Origin of the sequence: Pantoea sp. 18059, from assembly GCF_902706165.1 — a bacterium.
GTDB classification, from domain to species: Bacteria; Pseudomonadota; Gammaproteobacteria; order Enterobacterales; family Enterobacteriaceae; genus Pantoea; species Pantoea agglomerans.
Genome location: NZ_CACSJS010000006.1, coordinates 251,158 through 268,895, shown reverse-complemented (window position 1 = coordinate 268,895; position 17,738 = coordinate 251,158). Strand labels below are relative to the sequence as shown.

The following is a 17,738-nucleotide window of genomic DNA, read 5'->3' as shown; positions in this document are numbered from 1 at the left end:
CAAGATTTGCCTGGCGGCTTTAGCGCGGTGGTCCCACCTGACCCCATGCCGAACTCAGAAGTGAAACGCCGTAGCGCCGATGGTAGTGTGGGGTCTCCCCATGCGAGAGTAGGGAACTGCCAGGCATCAAATTCGTTCCTTTTCCCCTGACAAGGAAAATAACAGGAACAGACGGCCATCAGCCCGTTGCTGACAGCTGTGAAAGAATCGGTGGAGCGGTAGTTCAGTTGGTTAGAATACCTGCCTGTCACGCAGGGGGTCGCGGGTTCGAGCCCCGTCCGTTCCGCCACCCTATTAGGGGCGTAGTTCAATTGGTAGAGCACCGGTCTCCAAAACCGGGTGTTGGGGGTTCGAGTCCCTCCGCCCCTGCCAGAAAACGATCCTTTGCTTCGGCAAAGGATTTTTTTTTGCCTTTAAAAAAGCAAAAAAGAAAAACCAGCTAAATCTAACTGGCCTCTGATCTTCCCTGCCTACTGTCCTGCCTGCAAATTCAGCTATTTTGCCTGACCAGAATCGGGAATTTAAGCAACTGACGGATATGTGCCTGCTGATCGCTGTTCTGCAACCAGACAGCATAGAGCGGACGCACGGCGACGGGCGTATCCGGAATCACCATCAACTCACTGTACACACTCTGCCAGAAGTCCGGCAGAAATGCGCACGCTCCGGTGGTATGCAGCAGTTCACGGGTGACATGTGCCGACGTGGTGGTCAGTACCGGTACATCATCAGCCCCGGAGAGATAGCTCTGATGCTGATGAAAATCTGCTCCCCATTCCAGCTTAATATAATCATATTTTTCACGCTTCTCGCTCTGCCGGGCGCAGAAAAGCGCCAGTGAAATATGACCAATCTGCTGACTGGTTAACTCATCCATCTTAGGTGCTTCAGTGGTAATCAACAGATCCAGCTGGCGCTCATGGAGTTGCTTAACCAGCAGATGTCGTTGTGCCACGCGCGCTTCTAAGTGCAGGCTCTCCCGATTCTCGTAGAGCGTCTGTAGCCATGGCGTCAGATAAGCCTCCCATAGTGATGCACTGGCACCTATTGAAAGCTCATGGTGCTGCTGAGTGTGAGAGACCTCCTTCTTCGCCATCATCCAGGTGTTCATCAGGCTTTCAGCATAGGGGAGCAGTCGCTCTCCGGCCGCCGTCAGACGTATGTTATTGCGATGCCGTGTAAAAAGGTTAACGCCAAGCTGATTCTCTAACTGACGGATGCGAAAACTGACAGCAGATTGCGTGAGGTAAAGTGCTTCTGCAGCACGCCCGAAATGGCGAGTTCTGCTCACTTCCAGGAAAGTTTTCAGTAATTCCGTATCCACAGCGTTCTCCCAAAAAATGTTTGTCGTATAGATTTAAATGTTTTGTTTTACACTCTGTCAAGCCTATCTAATACTCCGCGCCATTAACAGCACGGCATTAGAAAATCAGGAGCGTGTAACATGGCGGAAAGCTTCTCAACAGAGAATCGTTTCTTTGATAACAAACATTACCCGCGTGGTTTCTCACGCCACGGTGACTTTACTATTAAAGAAGCTCAGCTTCTTGAACGCCACGGTTTTGCCTTTAATGAGCTGGATTTATCAAAGCGTGAGCCTGCAACCGAAGAAGAACGTTTGTTTATTGAAGTGTGTCGTGGCGTGCGTGAGCCGCAAACGGAAGCTGAACGTGTATGGTCTAAGTATATGACCCGCATTAAGCGTCCTAAACGTTTTCATACGCTGTCTGGCGGTAAACCGCAGATGGACACCGTTGAAGACTTCACCGACAGCGACGATTAACAGAGAAGGGGCGAAAGCCCCTTTTTTATTGCAGGCTGTTATGCAGATGGATCATTAATCGATCTATCGTACGATAGCTGACAGCTTCCTGCAGATGATGCCGGGTGATGTCTGTTTCCCCAGCCAGATCGGCCAGGGTACGGGCCACTTTTAAAATCCGCTGCCATGCCCGTACAGATAAACCCAGCTTCTCCAGCACTGACTCCAGCCACTCCGCATCCTCTTTAGCAGGCTGACACCAGCGCATAATCTCTGCATTGTTTAAATGCGCATTTATTTTTCCTGCACGAGCCAGCTGAATGTCACGCGCTGCGACCACCCGATGACGAACCTGCTCAGATGCTTCCGCCCTGGCGCGCTGACCGCTGAGCATGCCGCTGGGGAGTAGCGGCACCTCCAGCGAAAGATCAAAACGATCAAGAAATGGGCCGGATAGCTTACTGAGATAACGCAGCACCTGCTGGGGTGAGCAGCGGTTATGCTGTCCCTGATAGTGTCCGGTTGGACTTGGATTCATCGCAGCAATCAGCTGAAACCGGGCCGGGTAGGTAACTTTTGCCCGTGCGCGTGAAATAGCGATGACGCCCGACTCTAATGGTTCGCGCAGTGAGTCCAGCACCTTGCGATCAAATTCCGGTAATTCATCCAGAAACAGCACGCCGTTATGCGCCAGGGAGATCTCACCGGGCCGTGGCAATGAGCCGCCGCCAATCAGAGCATAGAGAGAGGCGCTGTGGTGAGGTGATCTGAAAGGCCGGGTGCGCCACTGTCGGTGCAGGGTATTGCTGTTCACCAGGCTGGCGATTGCCGCGCACTCCAGTGCTTCCTGATCGCTTAAGGAGGGCATGATGCCGGGCAACCGGGTAGCGAGCATGGTTTTACCGGTGCCAGGGGGCCCGATCAGCAACAGGTTGTGCCCGCCAGCCGCAGTGATCTCCAGTGCTCTGCGCCCCTGTTCCTGACCAATGATATCAGCGAGATCGTCAGCAGGTGCATCGCCCTGATGCTCAGGATATTGGGCTGTCTGTAGTGTGAGTTCATTGCGCAGAAAGGCGCACACTTCGCTGAGGTGAGAGGCAACCAGCGACGAGCCCTGACGGATTAGCCCGGCATCACACTGATTCTCAGCGGAGAGGACCAGCTGTCGTCCAGCCTGAATGGCTACCATGGCCGCTGGAATCGCGCCCTGTACACCGCACAGTGCGCCGTCGAGTGCCAGCTCACCCAGAAACTCATAGTGCGTCAGTTTGTCGGCAGGAAGCTGCTCAGAGGCCACCAGAATGGCAATCGCCATAGGTAAGTCATACCGCCCGCCCTCTTTGGGTAAATCTGCGGGTGCCAGATTGATGGTGACGCGTTTTGCCGGGAAGGCAAAACCGCTGTTGATAATGGCGCTGCGTACCCGCTCACGCGCCTCTTTCACCGTGGTTTCAGGCAGCCCCACCAGCGTTAACGCAGGCAGTCCGTTACTGATGTGTGCCTCGATGGTCACCAGCGGGGCTTCCACTCCCAGCGCTGCCCGGGTCAGAACTTTTGACAATGACATACTCGCTCCTTGTTACCGTCAGTCTGGTGACAGCATCAAAGGAAAGCCAGGGCATCATCAGCACTATTCGGGTCATTGCACAATCTATCAGAAGTTTTTTCACAACCTGTTAAAACGCTGCGTGTCTGCGCGCAAATTCACCAAAAAATTATTACGTCAGTAAAGTGATGAATAATTATCATCATGTAATTATTTCTTTTATTACAAATTGATAGACCGCGATTTAGCGCCAGGCGCTAAAAAAACTCTGTAAAAAAAGTTGTGTCATGCCCCCTGACTATGATAACTCTGTAGGCATTACTTCGAACAAGCGAAAGAATTGAACAACACATGAAAGCCCTTCTACAAGTGATTAGCCTGGTCGTGATTAGCGTGGTGGTGGTTATTAACCTACCGTGCGGGGCAACGCTTGGAGAAAGAAAGGCTTAAAAATCAAGCCTCGAATCCGAAAAAACCCCCGCACCGAAAGGTCCGGGGGTTTTTTTTCGACCAGAGGAAATATCAGTAAATCCACAAGGAACAAACAATGAACAGTAGCATAAAATTCTGTTGTTCCGGTCAGGACACAGGAGAATAGCGATGACAGGTGCACAGTGGGTAGTTCAGGCTTTACGCGCGCAGGGTGTTGATACCGTATTCGGTTACCCTGGCGGCGCAATCATGCCGGTTTACGACGCGCTCTACGACGGCGGCGTGGAACACCTACTGTGTCGCCACGAGCAGGGCGCTGTGATGGCGGCGATCGGTTATGCGCGCTCAACCGGCAAAACCGGTGTCTGTATCGCCACCTCTGGCCCTGGCGCGACCAACCTGATTACCGGCCTGGCAGATGCCATGATGGATTCGGTTCCGGTGGTTGCCGTAACGGGTCAGGTCTCTTCCGCTTTTATTGGTACCGACGCCTTTCAGGAAATCGACGTACTGGGCTTATCGCTGGCCTGCACCAAACACAGCTTCCTGGTTGAATCGCTGGATGAGCTGCCCGCCATCATGGCAGAAGCCTTTGCGCTGGCGCAGTCGGGCCGTCCGGGTCCGGTACTGGTGGACATTCCTAAAGATATTCAGATTGCGCAGGGAGAACCTGCCCCGCATCTGGTTCCGGTAGAAGAGGGAAGCGCGCTGCCGCATCAGGCGATTCAGGAAGCACGCGCACTGATGGCGCAGGCCAGAAAACCAATGCTCTATGTTGGTGGAGGCGTTGGCCTGGCACAGGCTGTTCCGGCACTGCGCGCGCTGGCAGAAGAGACCGGCATCCCGGCAGTGGCCACCTTAAAGGGGCTGGGCAGCGTAAACCCCCACAGCGAGGTGTATCTCGGCATGCTGGGGATGCACGGTACTAAAGCCGCCAACCTGGCGGTGCAGAGTTGTGACTTACTGATCGCGGTCGGTGCCCGTTTCGATGACCGCGTGACCGGCAAGCTGGACACCTTTGCCCCCCATGCCAGCGTGATTCATCTCGATATCGATCCCGCTGAGTTAAACAAATTACGTCGTGCACACGTCTCTCTGCAGGGTGATCTCAACGAACTGCTGCCCGCCCTGAGTCAGCCTCTGCATATCAACGCCTGGCGCGATGAGATGAAAGCGCTTAAGGCCAGTCACCCATGGCGCTACGACCATCCGGGCGAAGCGATCTATGCACCGCTGTTGCTGAAGCAGCTTTCCGATCGCAAACCGGCCAATACCGTAGTGACCACCGACGTCGGTCAGCACCAGATGTGGACGGCGCAACACATGGCATTCAGCGCGCCGGAGAACTTCATCACCTCCAGCGGCTTAGGCACCATGGGCTTTGGTTTACCCGCCGCCATCGGTGCGCAGGTTGCACGCCCGGAAGATACGGTTATCTGTGTCTCGGGCGATGGCTCCATCATGATGAACATCCAGGAGCTGGGCACCATCAAGCGCGGCAAGCTGCCGGTCAAAATCGTGCTGCTGGATAACCAGCGTCTGGGCATGGTGCGTCAGTGGCAGCAGCTGTTTTTCGATGGCCGCTACAGTGAAACCAATCTGTCCGACAACCCCGACTTCCTCACGCTGGCCAGCGCTTTCAATATTCCCGGCCAGCGCATTACCCGTAAAGATCAGGTCGACGCCGCCCTTGATGCTCTGCTGAACAGCGAAGGTCCTTACTTCCTGCATGTTGCAATTGATGAGCATGAAAACGTCTGGCCACTGGTACCGCCGGGTGCCAGCAATGCAAACATGATGGAGAAAACTGTATGAACCAGCATCAATTGTCTATCGAAGCCCGTTTCCGCCCTGAAATATTGGAGCGCATTTTACGCGTAGTGCGTCACCGCGGTTTTCAGGTCTGTTCTATGAACATGGCCTCAGTCGCCAACGCAGAAAACATTAATATTGAAATGACCGTTGCCAGTCAGCGTTCCGTCGATTTACTGTCTTCGCAGTTAAGCAAATTGATCGACGTTGCATGCGTTCAGATTCAACAACAGACAACACAACAAATCCGCGCTTAGCCGCGAGAGGGAATAACAATGAGCACGAAGAAAGCAGACTTTATTTGGTTCAATGGCGAGATGGTTAAGTGGGAAGAGGCGAAGGTCAGCGTCATGTCCCACGCGTTGCACTACGGTACGTCGGTATTTGAAGGCGTGCGCTGCTACGACTCTCACCAAGGACCGGTTGTGTTCCGCCATCGCGAACACATGCAACGTCTGCACGACTCCGCCAAAATCTATCGCTTCCCGATTAAAAGCAGCGTTGATGAGCTGATGGAAGCGTGCCGCGAAGTCATCCGCGTGAACAAACTGAAAAGTGCTTATATCCGTCCGCTGGCCTTTGTCGGCGATGTGGGCCTGGGCGTGAACCCGCCAGACGGCTTCACCACCGACGTGATCATTGCGGCGTTCCCGTGGGGCGCATACCTGGGCGCTGAAGCCCTGGAGAATGGCATCGACGCCATGGTCTCCTCATGGAACCGCGTAGCACCGAACACCCTGCCAACCGCCGCTAAAGCGGGCGGTAACTACCTCTCCTCACTGCTGGTGGGCAGCGAAGCCCGTCGTCACGGCTATCAGGAAGGGATTGCGCTGGATACTAATGGCCTGATCTCAGAAGGTGCAGGCGAAAACCTGTTTGAAGTTAAAGATGGCGTGCTCTTTACCCCGCCATTTACCTCTTCAGCACTGCCGGGCATCACCCGCGATGCCATCATCACGCTGGCGCGCGATATGGGCATTGAAGTGCGTGAGCAGACCCTGTCGCGTGAATCTCTCTATCTGGCTGACGAAGTCTTTATGTCTGGCACCGCGGCAGAAATTACACCGGTGCGCAGCGTTGACCGCATTCAGGTTGGCGAAGGCAAACGTGGCCCGGTGACCAAACGCATCCAGGAGGCCTTCTTTGGCCTGTTCACCGGCGAAACCGAAGACAAATGGGGCTGGTTAGATCCGGTTAACCCATAATCAGATACAGCGCGGGCGTCATCTGACGTCCGCGAGCTTATTCTTACTGGAGTAAATAGAGTATGCCTAAGTACCGTTCCGCCACCACCACCCACGGCCGCAATATGGCGGGTGCCCGTGCCTTATGGCGCGCGACAGGAATGACCGACGACGATTTCGGCAAGCCGATTATCGCTGTGGTTAACTCATTCACCCAATTTGTGCCGGGCCACGTTCACCTGCGTGATCTTGGTAAACTTGTCGCCGAGCAGATCGAAGCGGCAGGCGGTGTGGCTAAAGAGTTCAACACCATTGCGGTGGATGACGGTATTGCCATGGGTCATGGCGGCATGCTGTATTCACTGCCGTCGCGTGAGCTGATTGCTGACTCGGTCGAGTACATGGTCAACGCCCACTGTGCCGACGCCATGGTCTGCATCTCTAACTGCGACAAAATCACCCCGGGTATGCTGATGGCGTCATTGCGCCTCAATATTCCGGTGATCTTCGTTTCAGGCGGACCGATGGAAGCGGGTAAAACCAAGCTTTCTGACCAGATCATCAAGCTGGATCTGGTAGATGCGATGATTCAGGGTGCCAACCCGAACGTCAGCGATGCCGACAGCGAGCAGATCGAACGCTCTGCCTGTCCGACCTGCGGCTCCTGCTCCGGTATGTTCACCGCCAACTCGATGAACTGCCTGACTGAAGCACTCGGTCTGTCGCAGCCTGGCAACGGTTCACTGCTGGCTACGCACGCCGATCGCAAAGAGCTGTTCATCAATGCCGGTAAGCGCATCGTAAGCCTGACCAAGCGCTATTACGAGCAGGATGATGTCAACATGCTGCCGCGTAACATCGCGAACAAGGCCGCTTTTGAGAACGCCATGATGCTGGATATCGCCATGGGTGGCTCCACCAACACCGTGCTCCACCTGCTGGCAGCCGCACAGGAAGGCGATATCGACTTTAATATCTCCGACATCGATCGCCTGTCACGCAAAGTGCCTCAGCTCTGTAAAGTGGCGCCAAGTACCCCGAAATACCACATGGAAGATGTGCATCGCGCGGGTGGCGTCTTCGCCATTCTCGGCGAGCTGGATCGTGCCGGCCTGTTCGACAGCAGCGCTCGTAATATCCTGCAGCAGACCATGCGTGAAACGCTGGATCAGTACGACATCATGCTGACCAAAGATCAGGCGGTAAAAGATATGTTCCGCGCGGGTCCGGCGGGTATTCGTACCACTCAGGCGTTCTCACAGAACTGCCGCTGGGACACGCTGGATGATGACCGTGCCGAAGGCTGTATCCGTACACATGAAAACGCTTACTCGCAGGATGGCGGTTTGGCCGTGCTCTACGGCAACATCGCGGAAGATGGCTGTATCGTAAAAACTGCGGGCGTAGACAAAGAAATCCTGACCTTCACCGGTCCGGCCAAAGTCTATGAAAGCCAGGATGACGCCGTTGAAGCGATTCTGGGCGGCAAAGTCGTTGCGGGCGATGTGGTCGTCATTCGCTACGAAGGTCCAAAAGGCGGGCCAGGCATGCAGGAGATGCTCTATCCGACCACTTATCTGAAATCGATGGGGCTGGGCAAAAGCTGCGCGCTGATCACCGATGGTCGTTTCTCTGGCGGTACGTCAGGCCTCTCTATCGGTCACGCCTCGCCTGAAGCAGCCAACGGCGGCACCATTGCGCTGGTCAAAGATGGCGACACCATCGAAATCGATATCCCTAACCGCGGTATCAAACTCGCCGTACCGGATAACGAACTGCACGCCCGTCGTGAAGAGCAGCAGGCACGTGGCGATGCGGCGTATACGCCGGTCAATCGTCAGCGTGAAGTCTCCTTTGCGCTGCGTGCCTACGCATTACTCGCGACCAGTGCTGACAAAGGCGCCGTCCGCGATAAGAGCAAGCTGGGAGGCTAACAATGGCCGAGTCTCAACCGCTACCCGAGGCGCCTTGTGGCGCTGAGTATTTGCGCGCAGTGTTGCGTTCACCGGTGTATGAAGTGGCACAGGTGACGCCGCTGCAGGTTATGGAAAAAATCTCATCGCGTCTTGGCAACACCATTCTGGTGAAGCGGGAAGATCGTCAGCCGGTGCACAGTTTCAAGGTGCGCGGTGCCTACGCGATGATTGCCGGTCTGAACGAAGAGCAGAAAGCGCGCGGCGTGGTAACGGCGTCAGCCGGTAACCATGCGCAGGGCGTGGCGCTTTCTGCCACTAAGCTGGGCATCAAATCACTGATTGTGATGCCGCTGGCGACGGCAGACATCAAGGTTGATGCGGTGCGCGCATTTGGCGGTGAGGCTTTCCTGTTCGGGGCCAACTTTGACGAGGCGAAAGCCAAAGCGATAGAACTCTCTGAACAGCGCGGTTACACCTTCGTACCGCCGTTTGACCATCCGGCCGTCATTGCCGGACAGGGCACGCTGGCGATGGAGCTGCTGCAACAGGATGCGCATCTCGACCGGGTCTTTGTCCCGGTTGGCGGTGGAGGTCTGGCAGCCGGCGTCGCGGTGCTGATCAAGCAGCTGATGCCGCAAATCAAAGTGATCGCGGTGGAGTCAGAAGATTCAGCCTGTCTGAAAGCAGCGCTGGAGGCGGGTCATCCGGTCGATCTGCCGCGCGTCGGGCTGTTTGCCGAAGGGGTGGCGGTGAAACGGATTGGCAGCGAAACCTTCCGGCTCTGTCAGGAATACATTGATGACATCATCACCGTCGACAGCGATGCCATTTGTGCCGCGATGAAAGATCTGTTTGAAGATGTCCGTGCTGTGGCGGAGCCCTCTGGCGCGCTGGCGCTGGCGGGCATGAAAAAGTATATCCAGCAGCATGGGATCAAAGGCGAGCGGCTGGCGCATGTGTTATCCGGGGCCAACGTCAATTTCCACGGCCTGCGCTACGTTTCTGAGCGCTGCGAGCTGGGCGAACAGCGAGAAGCGCTGCTGGCCGTAACGATCCCGGAACAGCAGGGCAGTTTCCTGCGTTTCTGCCAGACGCTGGGTGGACGGTCGATTACCGAGTTCAACTACCGCTACGCCGATGCGGACAAAGCCTGCATCTTTGTTGGCGTACGACTGACGCGCGGCGTGGAAGAGCGCAGCGAGATCATCAGCGAGCTCACCGGCGGCGGTTATCAGGTGGTCGATCTCTCGGATGATGAGATGGCGAAACTGCACGTGCGTTACATGGTGGGCGGACGCCCTTCTAAACCACTGCGTGAACGCCTCTTCAGCTTTGAATTCCCGGAGGCACCCGGCGCGTTGCTGAAGTTCCTGCAAACGCTGGGCACCCACTGGAATATCTCGCTGTTTCATTATCGCAGCCACGGCACCGATTATGGCCGTGTGCTGGCCGCTTTTGAACTTGGCAGCGATGAGCCACGCTTCGAAGAGCATCTCACCGATCTGGGTTACGACTTTCATGACGAAAGCCAGAACCCGGCGTTCCGCTTCTTCCTGTCAGGCAACTGATTACAGCTGGCTCCAGAAAGCACTGATCAGCGGCTCTCCGAGCCGCTTTTTTTGCACGCAGATGCCGAGTTCGAACGGCGCAACCGAGTCAATATTCTCCAGTAGCAGCACGCGGTTACGCACCGGCTCCGGGCTGTTTTCCAGCACCACATCCGGCAAAAGTGCAATACCGCAGCCCAGCGCCACCATCGAAACAATCGCCTCATGCCCCGAGACCGTGGCGTAAATCACCGGATTCGGGATGCGCTGGCGGCGGAACCAGAGATCGATACGTCGCCGTGCCGGTCCCTGCACCGGCAGGATAAACGGAATTTTTGACCAGTCGGGCTGCGGCTGTGTTGCCTGGGTACGAACGGCACAGGGCAGTGCAGGCGCGATCAGCACCAGCGGGATCAGCCCCAGTGGCATAAAATCAATGCTGGCGGGCAGCGTTTCAGGACGGCCGGCAATGGCCAGATCGGCATCGCCGGAGTGCACTTTTTCCACCGCATCCGCGGCATCGCCGGTATCCAGTTTGATTTCGACCTGCGGATGTTCAGCGCGAAAGCGGTCGAGGATGGGCGGCAGATGACTGTAGGCCGCCGTCACCGAACAGAACAGGCGCAGCTCGCCGCTGAGCGACGGACCGTTAAGATCCATCACATGGCGCAGTTGCTGATACTGCAACAGCGTCTGCTGGGCAAACTGGCGCAGGCGTTCGCCCGCTTCTGTCAGCGTCACGGTGCGGTTATCGCGCAGAAACAGCGCATGGCCGACATCTTCTTCAAGCCGCTGGATCTGGCGTGACAGCGTGGAAGGGCTGACGTGCATAGCACGCGCAGTGCGCCCGAAGTGGCAGCTTTCTGCCAGATGAAGAAACAGTTTCAGATCCCGTAAATCCATGTGCGCGTCGCCTCTGGGTGGTGTTGCATTTATTGCAATGTGACGTTGTTAATATATCAATTTAAGCAACAGAATTCCTGTCATATGATGGGGTCATTCGCGGCGCTGCATGACACGCCGTTCCTGAACAAAAAAAGCAAACACAACCTTACCGGAGTACCCATGGCTAACTATTTCAACACATTGAACCTGCGCAACCAGCTGGCGCAATTAGGCAAGTGCCGTTTCATGGCACGCGATGAATTCGCGGATGGTGCCAGTTTCCTGAAAGGCAAAAAAGTCGTTATCGTTGGCTGTGGTGCGCAGGGCCTGAATCAGGGTCTGAACATGCGTGATTCCGGTCTGGATGTGGCCTATGCACTGCGTGCTGAAGCAATTGCGGAAAAACGCCCTTCATGGCGCAAAGCGACCGATAACGGTTTCAAAGTGGGCACCTACGAAGAACTGATCCCGCAGGCTGATCTGGTGGTTAACCTGACGCCAGACAAGCAGCACTCCGCTGTAGTTCAGGCTGTTCAGCCGCTGATGAAAGATGGCGCTGCGCTGGGCTACTCGCACGGTTTCAACATCGTTGAAGTGGGCGAAAGCATCCGTAAAGACATCACCGTGGTGATGGTGGCACCGAAGTGTCCGGGTACAGAAGTTCGTGAAGAGTACAAACGTGGCTTTGGTGTACCGACGCTGATCGCGGTTCATCCGGAAAACGATCCAAAAGGCGAAGGCATGGCGATTGCCAAAGCCTGGGCAGCAGCAACTGGCGGCGATCGTGCTGGCGTGCTGGAGTCCTCTTTCGTTGCAGAAGTGAAATCTGACCTGATGGGTGAGCAGACTATCCTGTGCGGCATGTTGCAGGCTGGTTCACTGCTCTGCTTCGACAAGCTGGTGGCTGAAGGCACTGACCCGGCTTACGCAGAAAAACTGATCCAGTTCGGCTGGGAAACCATCACCGAATCACTGAAGTTTGGCGGCATCACACTGATGATGGATCGCCTCTCTAACCCGGCTAAACTGCGCGCTTATGCGCTGTCAGAGCAGCTGAAAACCATCATGGCACCGCTGTTCCAGAAACATATGGATGACATCATCTCCGGCGAATTCTCTTCCGGCATGATGGCGGACTGGGCTAACGATGATAAAAACCTGCTGACCTGGCGTGAAGAGACCGGCCAGACCGCGTTCGAAACCGCTTCACAGTATGAAGGCAAAATCGAAGAGCAGGAGTACTACGATAAAGGTGTGGTGATGGTTGCGATGGTTAAAGCGGGCGTTGAGCTGGCGTTTGAAACCATGGTGGACGCCGGCATCATTGAAGAGTCTGCTTACTACGAATCACTGCATGAGCTGCCGCTGATCGCGAACACCATCGCCCGTAAGCGCCTGTATGAAATGAACGTGGTGATCTCCGATACCGCCGAATATGGTAACTACCTGTTCTCCTTCGCCGCGGTGCCGCTGCTGAAAGAGTTCATGACCACGCTGCAGCCAGGCGATCTGGGTAAAGCGGTTGAAGGCACGCAGGTTGATAACGCGCAGCTGCGTGACGTTAACGAAGCGGTTCGCCAGCATCCGATTGAAACCGTTGGCCGTAAGCTGCGTGGCTACATGACCGACATGAAGCGTATCGCTGTCGCGGGCTAATTACCGTCATCACAGTTTTCAGCAAAACAAACCCCGGCTTGCCGGGGTTTTTTGTTGATGAACAACGGCTGGACGGTTCTCTGTGAGACCGTGCCTGCACTGCTGTGAGACAGTGCAGGCACATGGAATACGGTCAGATCGGAAAGACGCAAAACCGCCATCCATGGCATGCTCGGCCCGCGCGATTACGCACCTCATCCCTGAGGTGCGCCCGTTTCCGGGCCAACGCTTTGCGTTGTTCAAAAACGCTCCCGGCGTTTTTGTCCCTGGCGCGGGACGCTTTCCTCTTCTGACCGTATTCCCTGTGCCCTTAAGCTTCTTTATTGCTGCCAGTATCAATACGCTTTTCAGCGAGGTCCGGTTTTTTCAAACAGAAAGCTAACCCGCTTAAGGCGTATGCTCCCTGAGCCTGTCGCCTGACCATAAGGCGATGTTTTGTTTAGCCCTTCAGAGCGGTTGTACTCTGTGAGCCTGCTCCATAAAAAAACCCGGCAGCCGCCGGGTTTTCACTGACCTTCATCCAGCCGGATTAAACGTCATACAGCGTCTGATTACGCGTCTCTTTACAGGCGAGTAATGCAATCAGCGTCAGCACGGCCATCGATGCCAGATAAAGTCCCACCGCCTGCAAACCATAATGCGCATTCAGCCAGGTCGCGATATAAGGCGCAACAGAAGCACCCAGAATCGATGAGAGGTTATAAGAGAACGATGCGCCGGTATAACGCACTTCGGTCGGAAACAGCTCCGGCAGCAGGGCGCCCATCGGACCAAAGGTCAGGCCCATAATGCTCAGACCCAGCAACAGGAACGCCATCACCAGCGCCTGCGATCCGGAACCGAGCATCGCCGGGAACAGGAACGAAAACGCGATAATCATCAGCGTAATGGTAATCATCGTCTTGCGGCGACCAAAACGGTCAGCCAGCAAACCGGCAATCGGCACCATCACTCCAAAGCCAATCACCGCCAGCATCAGCATCCACAACATACTATTACGCGGAATACCCAGACCGGCCGGTGCTGCCGTGGTGCCGTAGCTCATCGAATAGACGGTCATGATATAGAACAGCGTATAGGTCGCCAGCATGATAAAGGTGCCGAGAATGGTGGCAGTCAGATGCTTGCTCAGCAGCGCCGCAATGGGCACCCGAACCTGCTTCTTCTCTTTCTGTACTTTGGCAAACACCGGACTCTCATGCAGCGAAACGCGCACATACAGGCCAATCAGTACCAGCACGGCGGAGAGAATAAACGGCACGCGCCAGCCCCACTGCATAAACTGCTCGTCGGTCAGCAGCCACGAAAGCAGCAGAAAAGTGCCGTTAGCGAAGAAAAAGCCAATCGGCGCACCCAGCTGAGGGAAGGAACCGTAAAGCGCACGCTTCTTCGCCGGGGCATTTTCCGTCGCCAGCAGCGCCGCGCCACCCCATTCACCACCCAGTCCCAGTCCCTGACCAAAACGCGCCAGCGCCAGCAGCAACGGAGCCATCACGCCGATGGTTTCATAGCCGGGCAGCAGACCAATCACCACGGTGGAGATCCCCATGGTCAGCAGCGAGGCAACCAGCGTGGCTTTGCGACCCACGCGATCGCCAAAGTGACCAAACACGGCGGAGCCAATCGGACGCGCGATAAAGGCGATAGCAAAGGTGGCCAGCGACTGTAGCGTCGCGACCGTGGCATCACCCTGCGGGAAGAAAATGTGCGGGAAAACAATCACCGCAGCAGTGGCATAAATATAAAAGTCGAAGAACTCGATGGCCGTTCCGACCAGCGAGGCAATCACCACTTTACTGCGTGAGTTAACCGGCGTGGGATCCTGCTGTTTGTCGAGCGTGTCTGTGAGGGAGGCTTGCATAACTGTTTCTTATTTGTAAATACAGACAAAGAATCTTACGCATCTGCCAGAGCGCATTCAATGAAGAAAACCCGCGCCGCGTCTGGCTTCAGCGGGCAAAAAGAGGATAATTTCTGAGGTGCGACGAATGTCGGGTGATACCGGGGTAATCCGGACGATATCTGGCGGGATACTCTACGAAAGGGCTAAATAAAAGTGACCCCTCAGCTATTCATCCTGTTATCTGGTTAAAAAATAGCCGAGGGGTAATATTTTCCGCTGTTGTTAACGGATTACGATGATTTGTGTCGTGACGCGCTGCTCGCTTCAGGCATTTGTGGGTCGTCTTTATATTTGGCGGTGGCGATCCACGCCGCACAGAACAGCGTCAGACGGGCGAAGAAGTAGAAAAACGCCATCAGGCCAAGCACGGAACCAAAGGCCGCACCGGAAGGCGAGGTCGCCAGCTTCGGCAGCGTCAGCGTCATCACAAACTTGATCACCTCAAAACCGATTGCCGCCAGCAGAGTGCCGCGGAACAGTGCTTTCTTACGCGGCTTATGACGCGGCAGGATCCAGAAAATCCACAGGAACAGCAGATAGTTAGCCATAACGGAAATCGAGGTGGCAATAATGGTCAGGGCGGGCCGTAACCAGTCGATGCCATCCAGCCCCAGTGCGCTGACGATCAGTGCCTGCGCCGAACCGGCTACCGAGGTCAGCGACAGCGTAATCACCAGCGCCAGCATCAGACCGGTCAGCGACAGGAAATCGCGAATATAACGCTTCCAGATCTTCTCTTTGTCATCCGGTTTGCGTTCCCATACGTCGCGCGACTGGGCACGAATCGCTTCGCGCAGGTTACCCATCCAGTTAAGACCGGAGTAGAGCGCCAGCAGTAAACCGGTAATACCCACGGTGGCACGCTGCTGAATGGCGGTATTTACCGTATTCTTCAGCGTGGTGGCCAGCGTCGGGTCGCTGATGCTGCTGACGATTTTGTTGATGATATCGGTCAGCAGATCCTGGTTCGATGCCAGCACAAAACCCACGGCGGCAAACGACACCATCAGAATGGGGATCAGCGATAAAAAAGAGAAATAGGTAATGGCCGCGCCAAACTGGCTGCCGAGCCGATCATTAAAGCGGTCAAGGGCGCGAATAAAATGCGCCACTGCCGGGATCGCCTGAAACCAGGCGGCAAAACGCGACACGCGCACTATCGAATGATCAACCGTCTCGTTGCCGGTTTTAATATCGATAAGTGGCTTTTGCGGCTGCGTATCCTGCGGGTTTTCCTGCTTGTCTGTCATAGACCTTCACTGTCCTGTTTATCATTAAAATCAAAGTATAGCCGCTCAGGTGACGTACTCCTGTAACACCTGACTCAGCCACTCCATAAAAACCCGCACGCGACGCGCCACATTGCGCCGGTGCGGATAGAGCAGGTGGATCGGCATCGGTCTGGCGGGAAAGCGATGCAGCACTTCTACCAGCTCGCCTCTTTCCAGTAATGTCTGAATCCCGGCGGCTGGCACCTGAATAATGCCTAACCCCGCCAGACAGGCGGCGCGATAGGTTTCGGTGCTGTTCACGGTGACCACACCGCCGGTGTGAACATAGTGACACTGCCTGCCATCAAAATATTCAAAACCCGGTGAGGCCTGACCCAGTTGCTGGCTGTAATGCACCATCGCATGCTGCGACAGCTCTTCCAGCCGGATCGGCATGCCGAAACGCGAAAGGTAGACAGGGCTGGCGCAGTTGATCAAGGTATGGGTACCAATTTTTCGCGCAATCAGGCCAGAATCTTTGAGCTCGCCGACGCGGATTACGCAGTCAAACCCTTCCCGGATCACATCCACCTGACGATCGCTGCTGCTCAGCTCAATCTCTACGCCGGGGTAGTGCTGCAAAAATTCCGGCAGCCGTGGCAGGATAAAACTGGTGGCCATGGCCACAGACATATCAATCCGGAGCTTACCGCTGAGCGAGGCAGGCTCGTGCTGGAACAGGCTGTCCATATCGTCAATCATCGACAATAAATCCAGACAGCGATCGTAATAGACCAACCCATCCTGGGTTAGTTGCACCCGGCGCGTGGTGCGATGCAGCAAACGTGTTGCCATTTGATTCTCCAGCGCCTGTATCTGCCGCGAAACGCTGCCTTTGGGGACACCTAAACTCTCTGCCGCGCGGGTAAAACTGCCCATTTCGGCCACCCGCACAAACACCTGCATTGCGTGAATTTTGTCCATGTTGTTCACCGATTGTTGTTTTTATTGAAACAGTGATGCGCATTTAACACTGTTTATAGATCAATAATTCGCGAATATCCTTAACCTGTGTTCAATTTTTCAACAGGTGCGAGAGATGAATCAGAAAGTGGCGTTAATTACCGGTGCAAACCGCGGTTTAGGCCGTAATGGCGCGTTAAAACTGGCGGCCAGGGGGACAGACATTATCCTGACTTACCGCAGCCATGCCGATGAGGCACAGACGGTGGTGAAGGAGATCGAGGCGCTGGGACGGCGTGCAGTGGCGCTGGCGCTGGACGTCGGCGAAACCGGTCAGTTCGATCGTTTTGTCGGCCAGGTGAAAGAGGCATTGCAACAGCAATGGCAGCGTGAGCGCTTTGACTATTTAGTGAACAACGCCGGACACGGACACTACAAGCCGTTTACCGACACCACCGAGGCGGAATTTGATGCGCTGGTTAATGTGCATTTCAAAGGGCCTTACTTCCTGACCCAGAAGCTGCTGCCGCTGATCAACGACGGTGGCCGCATCCTGAATATCTCCAGCGGTCTGACCCGGCTGATCTATCCTGGCTCCTCGACCTATGCGTCAATGAAAGGGGCGATGGAGGTACTGACGCGCTATCAGGCGAAGGAGCTGGGCGAACGGCGCATTCGCGTTAATATCCTGGCACCTGGCGCGATAGAGACCGACTTTGGCGGTGGCCGGGTACGCGATACCCCCGAGATTAACCATCAGATTGCCGGGCTGACGGCGCTGGGCCGGGTCGGACTACCGGATGATATCGGCGACGCCATCAGCGCGATCCTCAGTGACGAAACCGGCTGGATCACCGCTCAGCGTATTGAAGCCTCAGGCGGGCAGGGGATTTAACCGCTGGTGGCGTCGCGGAAAGCACC

At 55.5% G+C, this 17,738-nt stretch carries 15 protein-coding genes, 2 tRNA genes and 1 rRNA gene; 12 read left to right on the top strand and 6 right to left on the bottom strand.

All coding sequences use genetic code 11. The annotated features are described in order from the left end of the window. Positions 1-9 precede the first annotated feature (9 nt). The 3 genes from rrf to GVJ63_RS16965 all read left to right on the top strand — a co-directional run bounded on the left by rrf (position 10) and on the right by GVJ63_RS16965 (position 372). Positions 10-125: ribosomal RNA gene (gene rrf, locus GVJ63_RS16975) — 5S ribosomal RNA — on the top strand. 87 nt (positions 126-212) lie between these two features. Further along, positions 213-289, top strand: a tRNA-Asp gene (locus GVJ63_RS16970). A gap of 7 nt (positions 290-296) precedes the next feature. After that, positions 297-372 (top strand) — tRNA-Trp (locus GVJ63_RS16965). 118 nt (positions 373-490) lie between these two features. Here GVJ63_RS16965 and hdfR read toward each other — a convergent pair. After that, positions 491-1,324 carry an HTH-type transcriptional regulator HdfR gene (gene hdfR / locus GVJ63_RS16960; protein ID WP_033766557.1) on the bottom strand — a complete coding sequence of 278 codons (834 nt, stop codon included), beginning with the start codon at positions 1,322-1,324 and terminating at the stop codon, positions 491-493. A 120-nt stretch (positions 1,325-1,444) separates the two neighbouring features. Between hdfR and GVJ63_RS16955 the strand changes: the two genes are divergently transcribed. After that, entirely contained in the window at positions 1,445-1,783 is a 339-nt protein-coding gene (locus GVJ63_RS16955) for a DUF413 domain-containing protein (RefSeq protein ID WP_010253568.1), read from the top strand. Positions 1,784-1,808: 25 nt separating this feature from the next. On the opposite strand, the gene GVJ63_RS16950 is transcribed toward GVJ63_RS16955, so the two are convergent. Then, on the bottom strand, positions 1,809-3,329 hold the full coding sequence (locus GVJ63_RS16950) for a YifB family Mg chelatase-like AAA ATPase (RefSeq protein WP_033780902.1): 1,521 nt from the start codon (positions 3,327-3,329) through the stop codon (positions 1,809-1,811). Between the two features lie 330 nt (positions 3,330-3,659). Here GVJ63_RS16950 and ilvL point away from each other — a divergent pair, with 330 nt between their 5' ends. The 6 genes from ilvL (at position 3,660) to ilvA (ending at position 10,220) form a co-directional block, all read left to right on the top strand. Further along, positions 3,660-3,758, top strand: coding sequence for an ilv operon leader peptide (gene ilvL / locus GVJ63_RS16945; protein WP_072101316.1), 99 nt, complete (start codon positions 3,660-3,662; stop codon positions 3,756-3,758). A gap of 150 nt (positions 3,759-3,908) precedes the next feature. Then, positions 3,909-5,555: an acetolactate synthase 2 catalytic subunit gene (ilvG, locus tag GVJ63_RS16940; protein ID WP_031593764.1), complete on the top strand. Its 1,647-nt coding sequence runs from the start codon at positions 3,909-3,911 to the stop codon at positions 5,553-5,555. Next, the gene (gene ilvM / locus GVJ63_RS16935) at positions 5,552-5,809 is read left to right on the top strand and encodes an acetolactate synthase 2 small subunit (RefSeq protein ID WP_008926359.1); all 258 of its coding nucleotides are present in this window, start codon (positions 5,552-5,554) and stop codon (positions 5,807-5,809) included. The genes ilvG and ilvM overlap by 4 nt, the downstream gene beginning before the upstream one ends. An 18-nt stretch (positions 5,810-5,827) precedes the next feature. Further along, on the top strand, positions 5,828-6,757 hold the full coding sequence (locus GVJ63_RS16930) for a branched-chain amino acid transaminase (RefSeq protein WP_159227150.1): 930 nt from the start codon (positions 5,828-5,830) through the stop codon (positions 6,755-6,757). A gap of 62 nt (positions 6,758-6,819) precedes the next feature. Next, positions 6,820-8,670 (top strand): dihydroxy-acid dehydratase, encoded by a 1,851-nt coding sequence (gene ilvD, locus GVJ63_RS16925; RefSeq protein ID WP_033766560.1) that lies wholly within the window; start codon positions 6,820-6,822, stop codon positions 8,668-8,670. A 2-nt stretch (positions 8,671-8,672) separates the two neighbouring features. Then, complete coding sequence (ilvA, locus tag GVJ63_RS16920; RefSeq protein ID WP_159227149.1) at positions 8,673-10,220, top strand: threonine ammonia-lyase, biosynthetic; 1,548 nt, start codon at positions 8,673-8,675, stop codon at positions 10,218-10,220. Here the strand turns inward: ilvA and ilvY are convergent, their stop codons facing one another. Then, positions 10,221-11,102, bottom strand: a complete 882-nt coding sequence (gene ilvY, locus GVJ63_RS16915; RefSeq protein ID WP_010671461.1) for an HTH-type transcriptional activator IlvY — start codon at positions 11,100-11,102, stop codon at positions 10,221-10,223. A 162-nt stretch (positions 11,103-11,264) separates the two neighbouring features. Between ilvY and ilvC the strand changes: the two genes are divergently transcribed. Next, a complete protein-coding gene (ilvC, locus tag GVJ63_RS16910) occupies positions 11,265-12,740 on the top strand; it encodes a ketol-acid reductoisomerase (RefSeq protein ID WP_010253551.1) in 1,476 nt (491 codons plus the stop codon). A 529-nt stretch (positions 12,741-13,269) separates the two neighbouring features. On the opposite strand, the gene GVJ63_RS16905 is transcribed toward ilvC, so the two are convergent. From GVJ63_RS16905 to GVJ63_RS16895, 3 genes are all read right to left on the bottom strand, one after another. Beyond that, positions 13,270-14,601: an MFS transporter gene (locus GVJ63_RS16905; protein ID WP_010671462.1), complete on the bottom strand. Its 1,332-nt coding sequence runs from the start codon at positions 14,599-14,601 to the stop codon at positions 13,270-13,272. 272 nt (positions 14,602-14,873) lie between these two features. Continuing rightward, on the bottom strand, positions 14,874-15,893 hold the full coding sequence (gene yhjD, locus GVJ63_RS16900) for an inner membrane protein YhjD (protein WP_159227148.1): 1,020 nt from the start codon (positions 15,891-15,893) through the stop codon (positions 14,874-14,876). Between the two features lie 45 nt (positions 15,894-15,938). After that, positions 15,939-16,838, bottom strand: a complete 900-nt coding sequence (locus tag GVJ63_RS16895) for a LysR family transcriptional regulator (protein ID WP_159227147.1) — start codon at positions 16,836-16,838, stop codon at positions 15,939-15,941. A 115-nt stretch (positions 16,839-16,953) separates the two neighbouring features. On the opposite strand from GVJ63_RS16895, the gene GVJ63_RS16890 reads away from it, so the two are divergent. Beyond that, entirely contained in the window at positions 16,954-17,712 is a 759-nt protein-coding gene (locus tag GVJ63_RS16890) for an SDR family NAD(P)-dependent oxidoreductase (protein ID WP_010671464.1), read from the top strand. Positions 17,713-17,738: the final 26 nt, after the last annotated feature.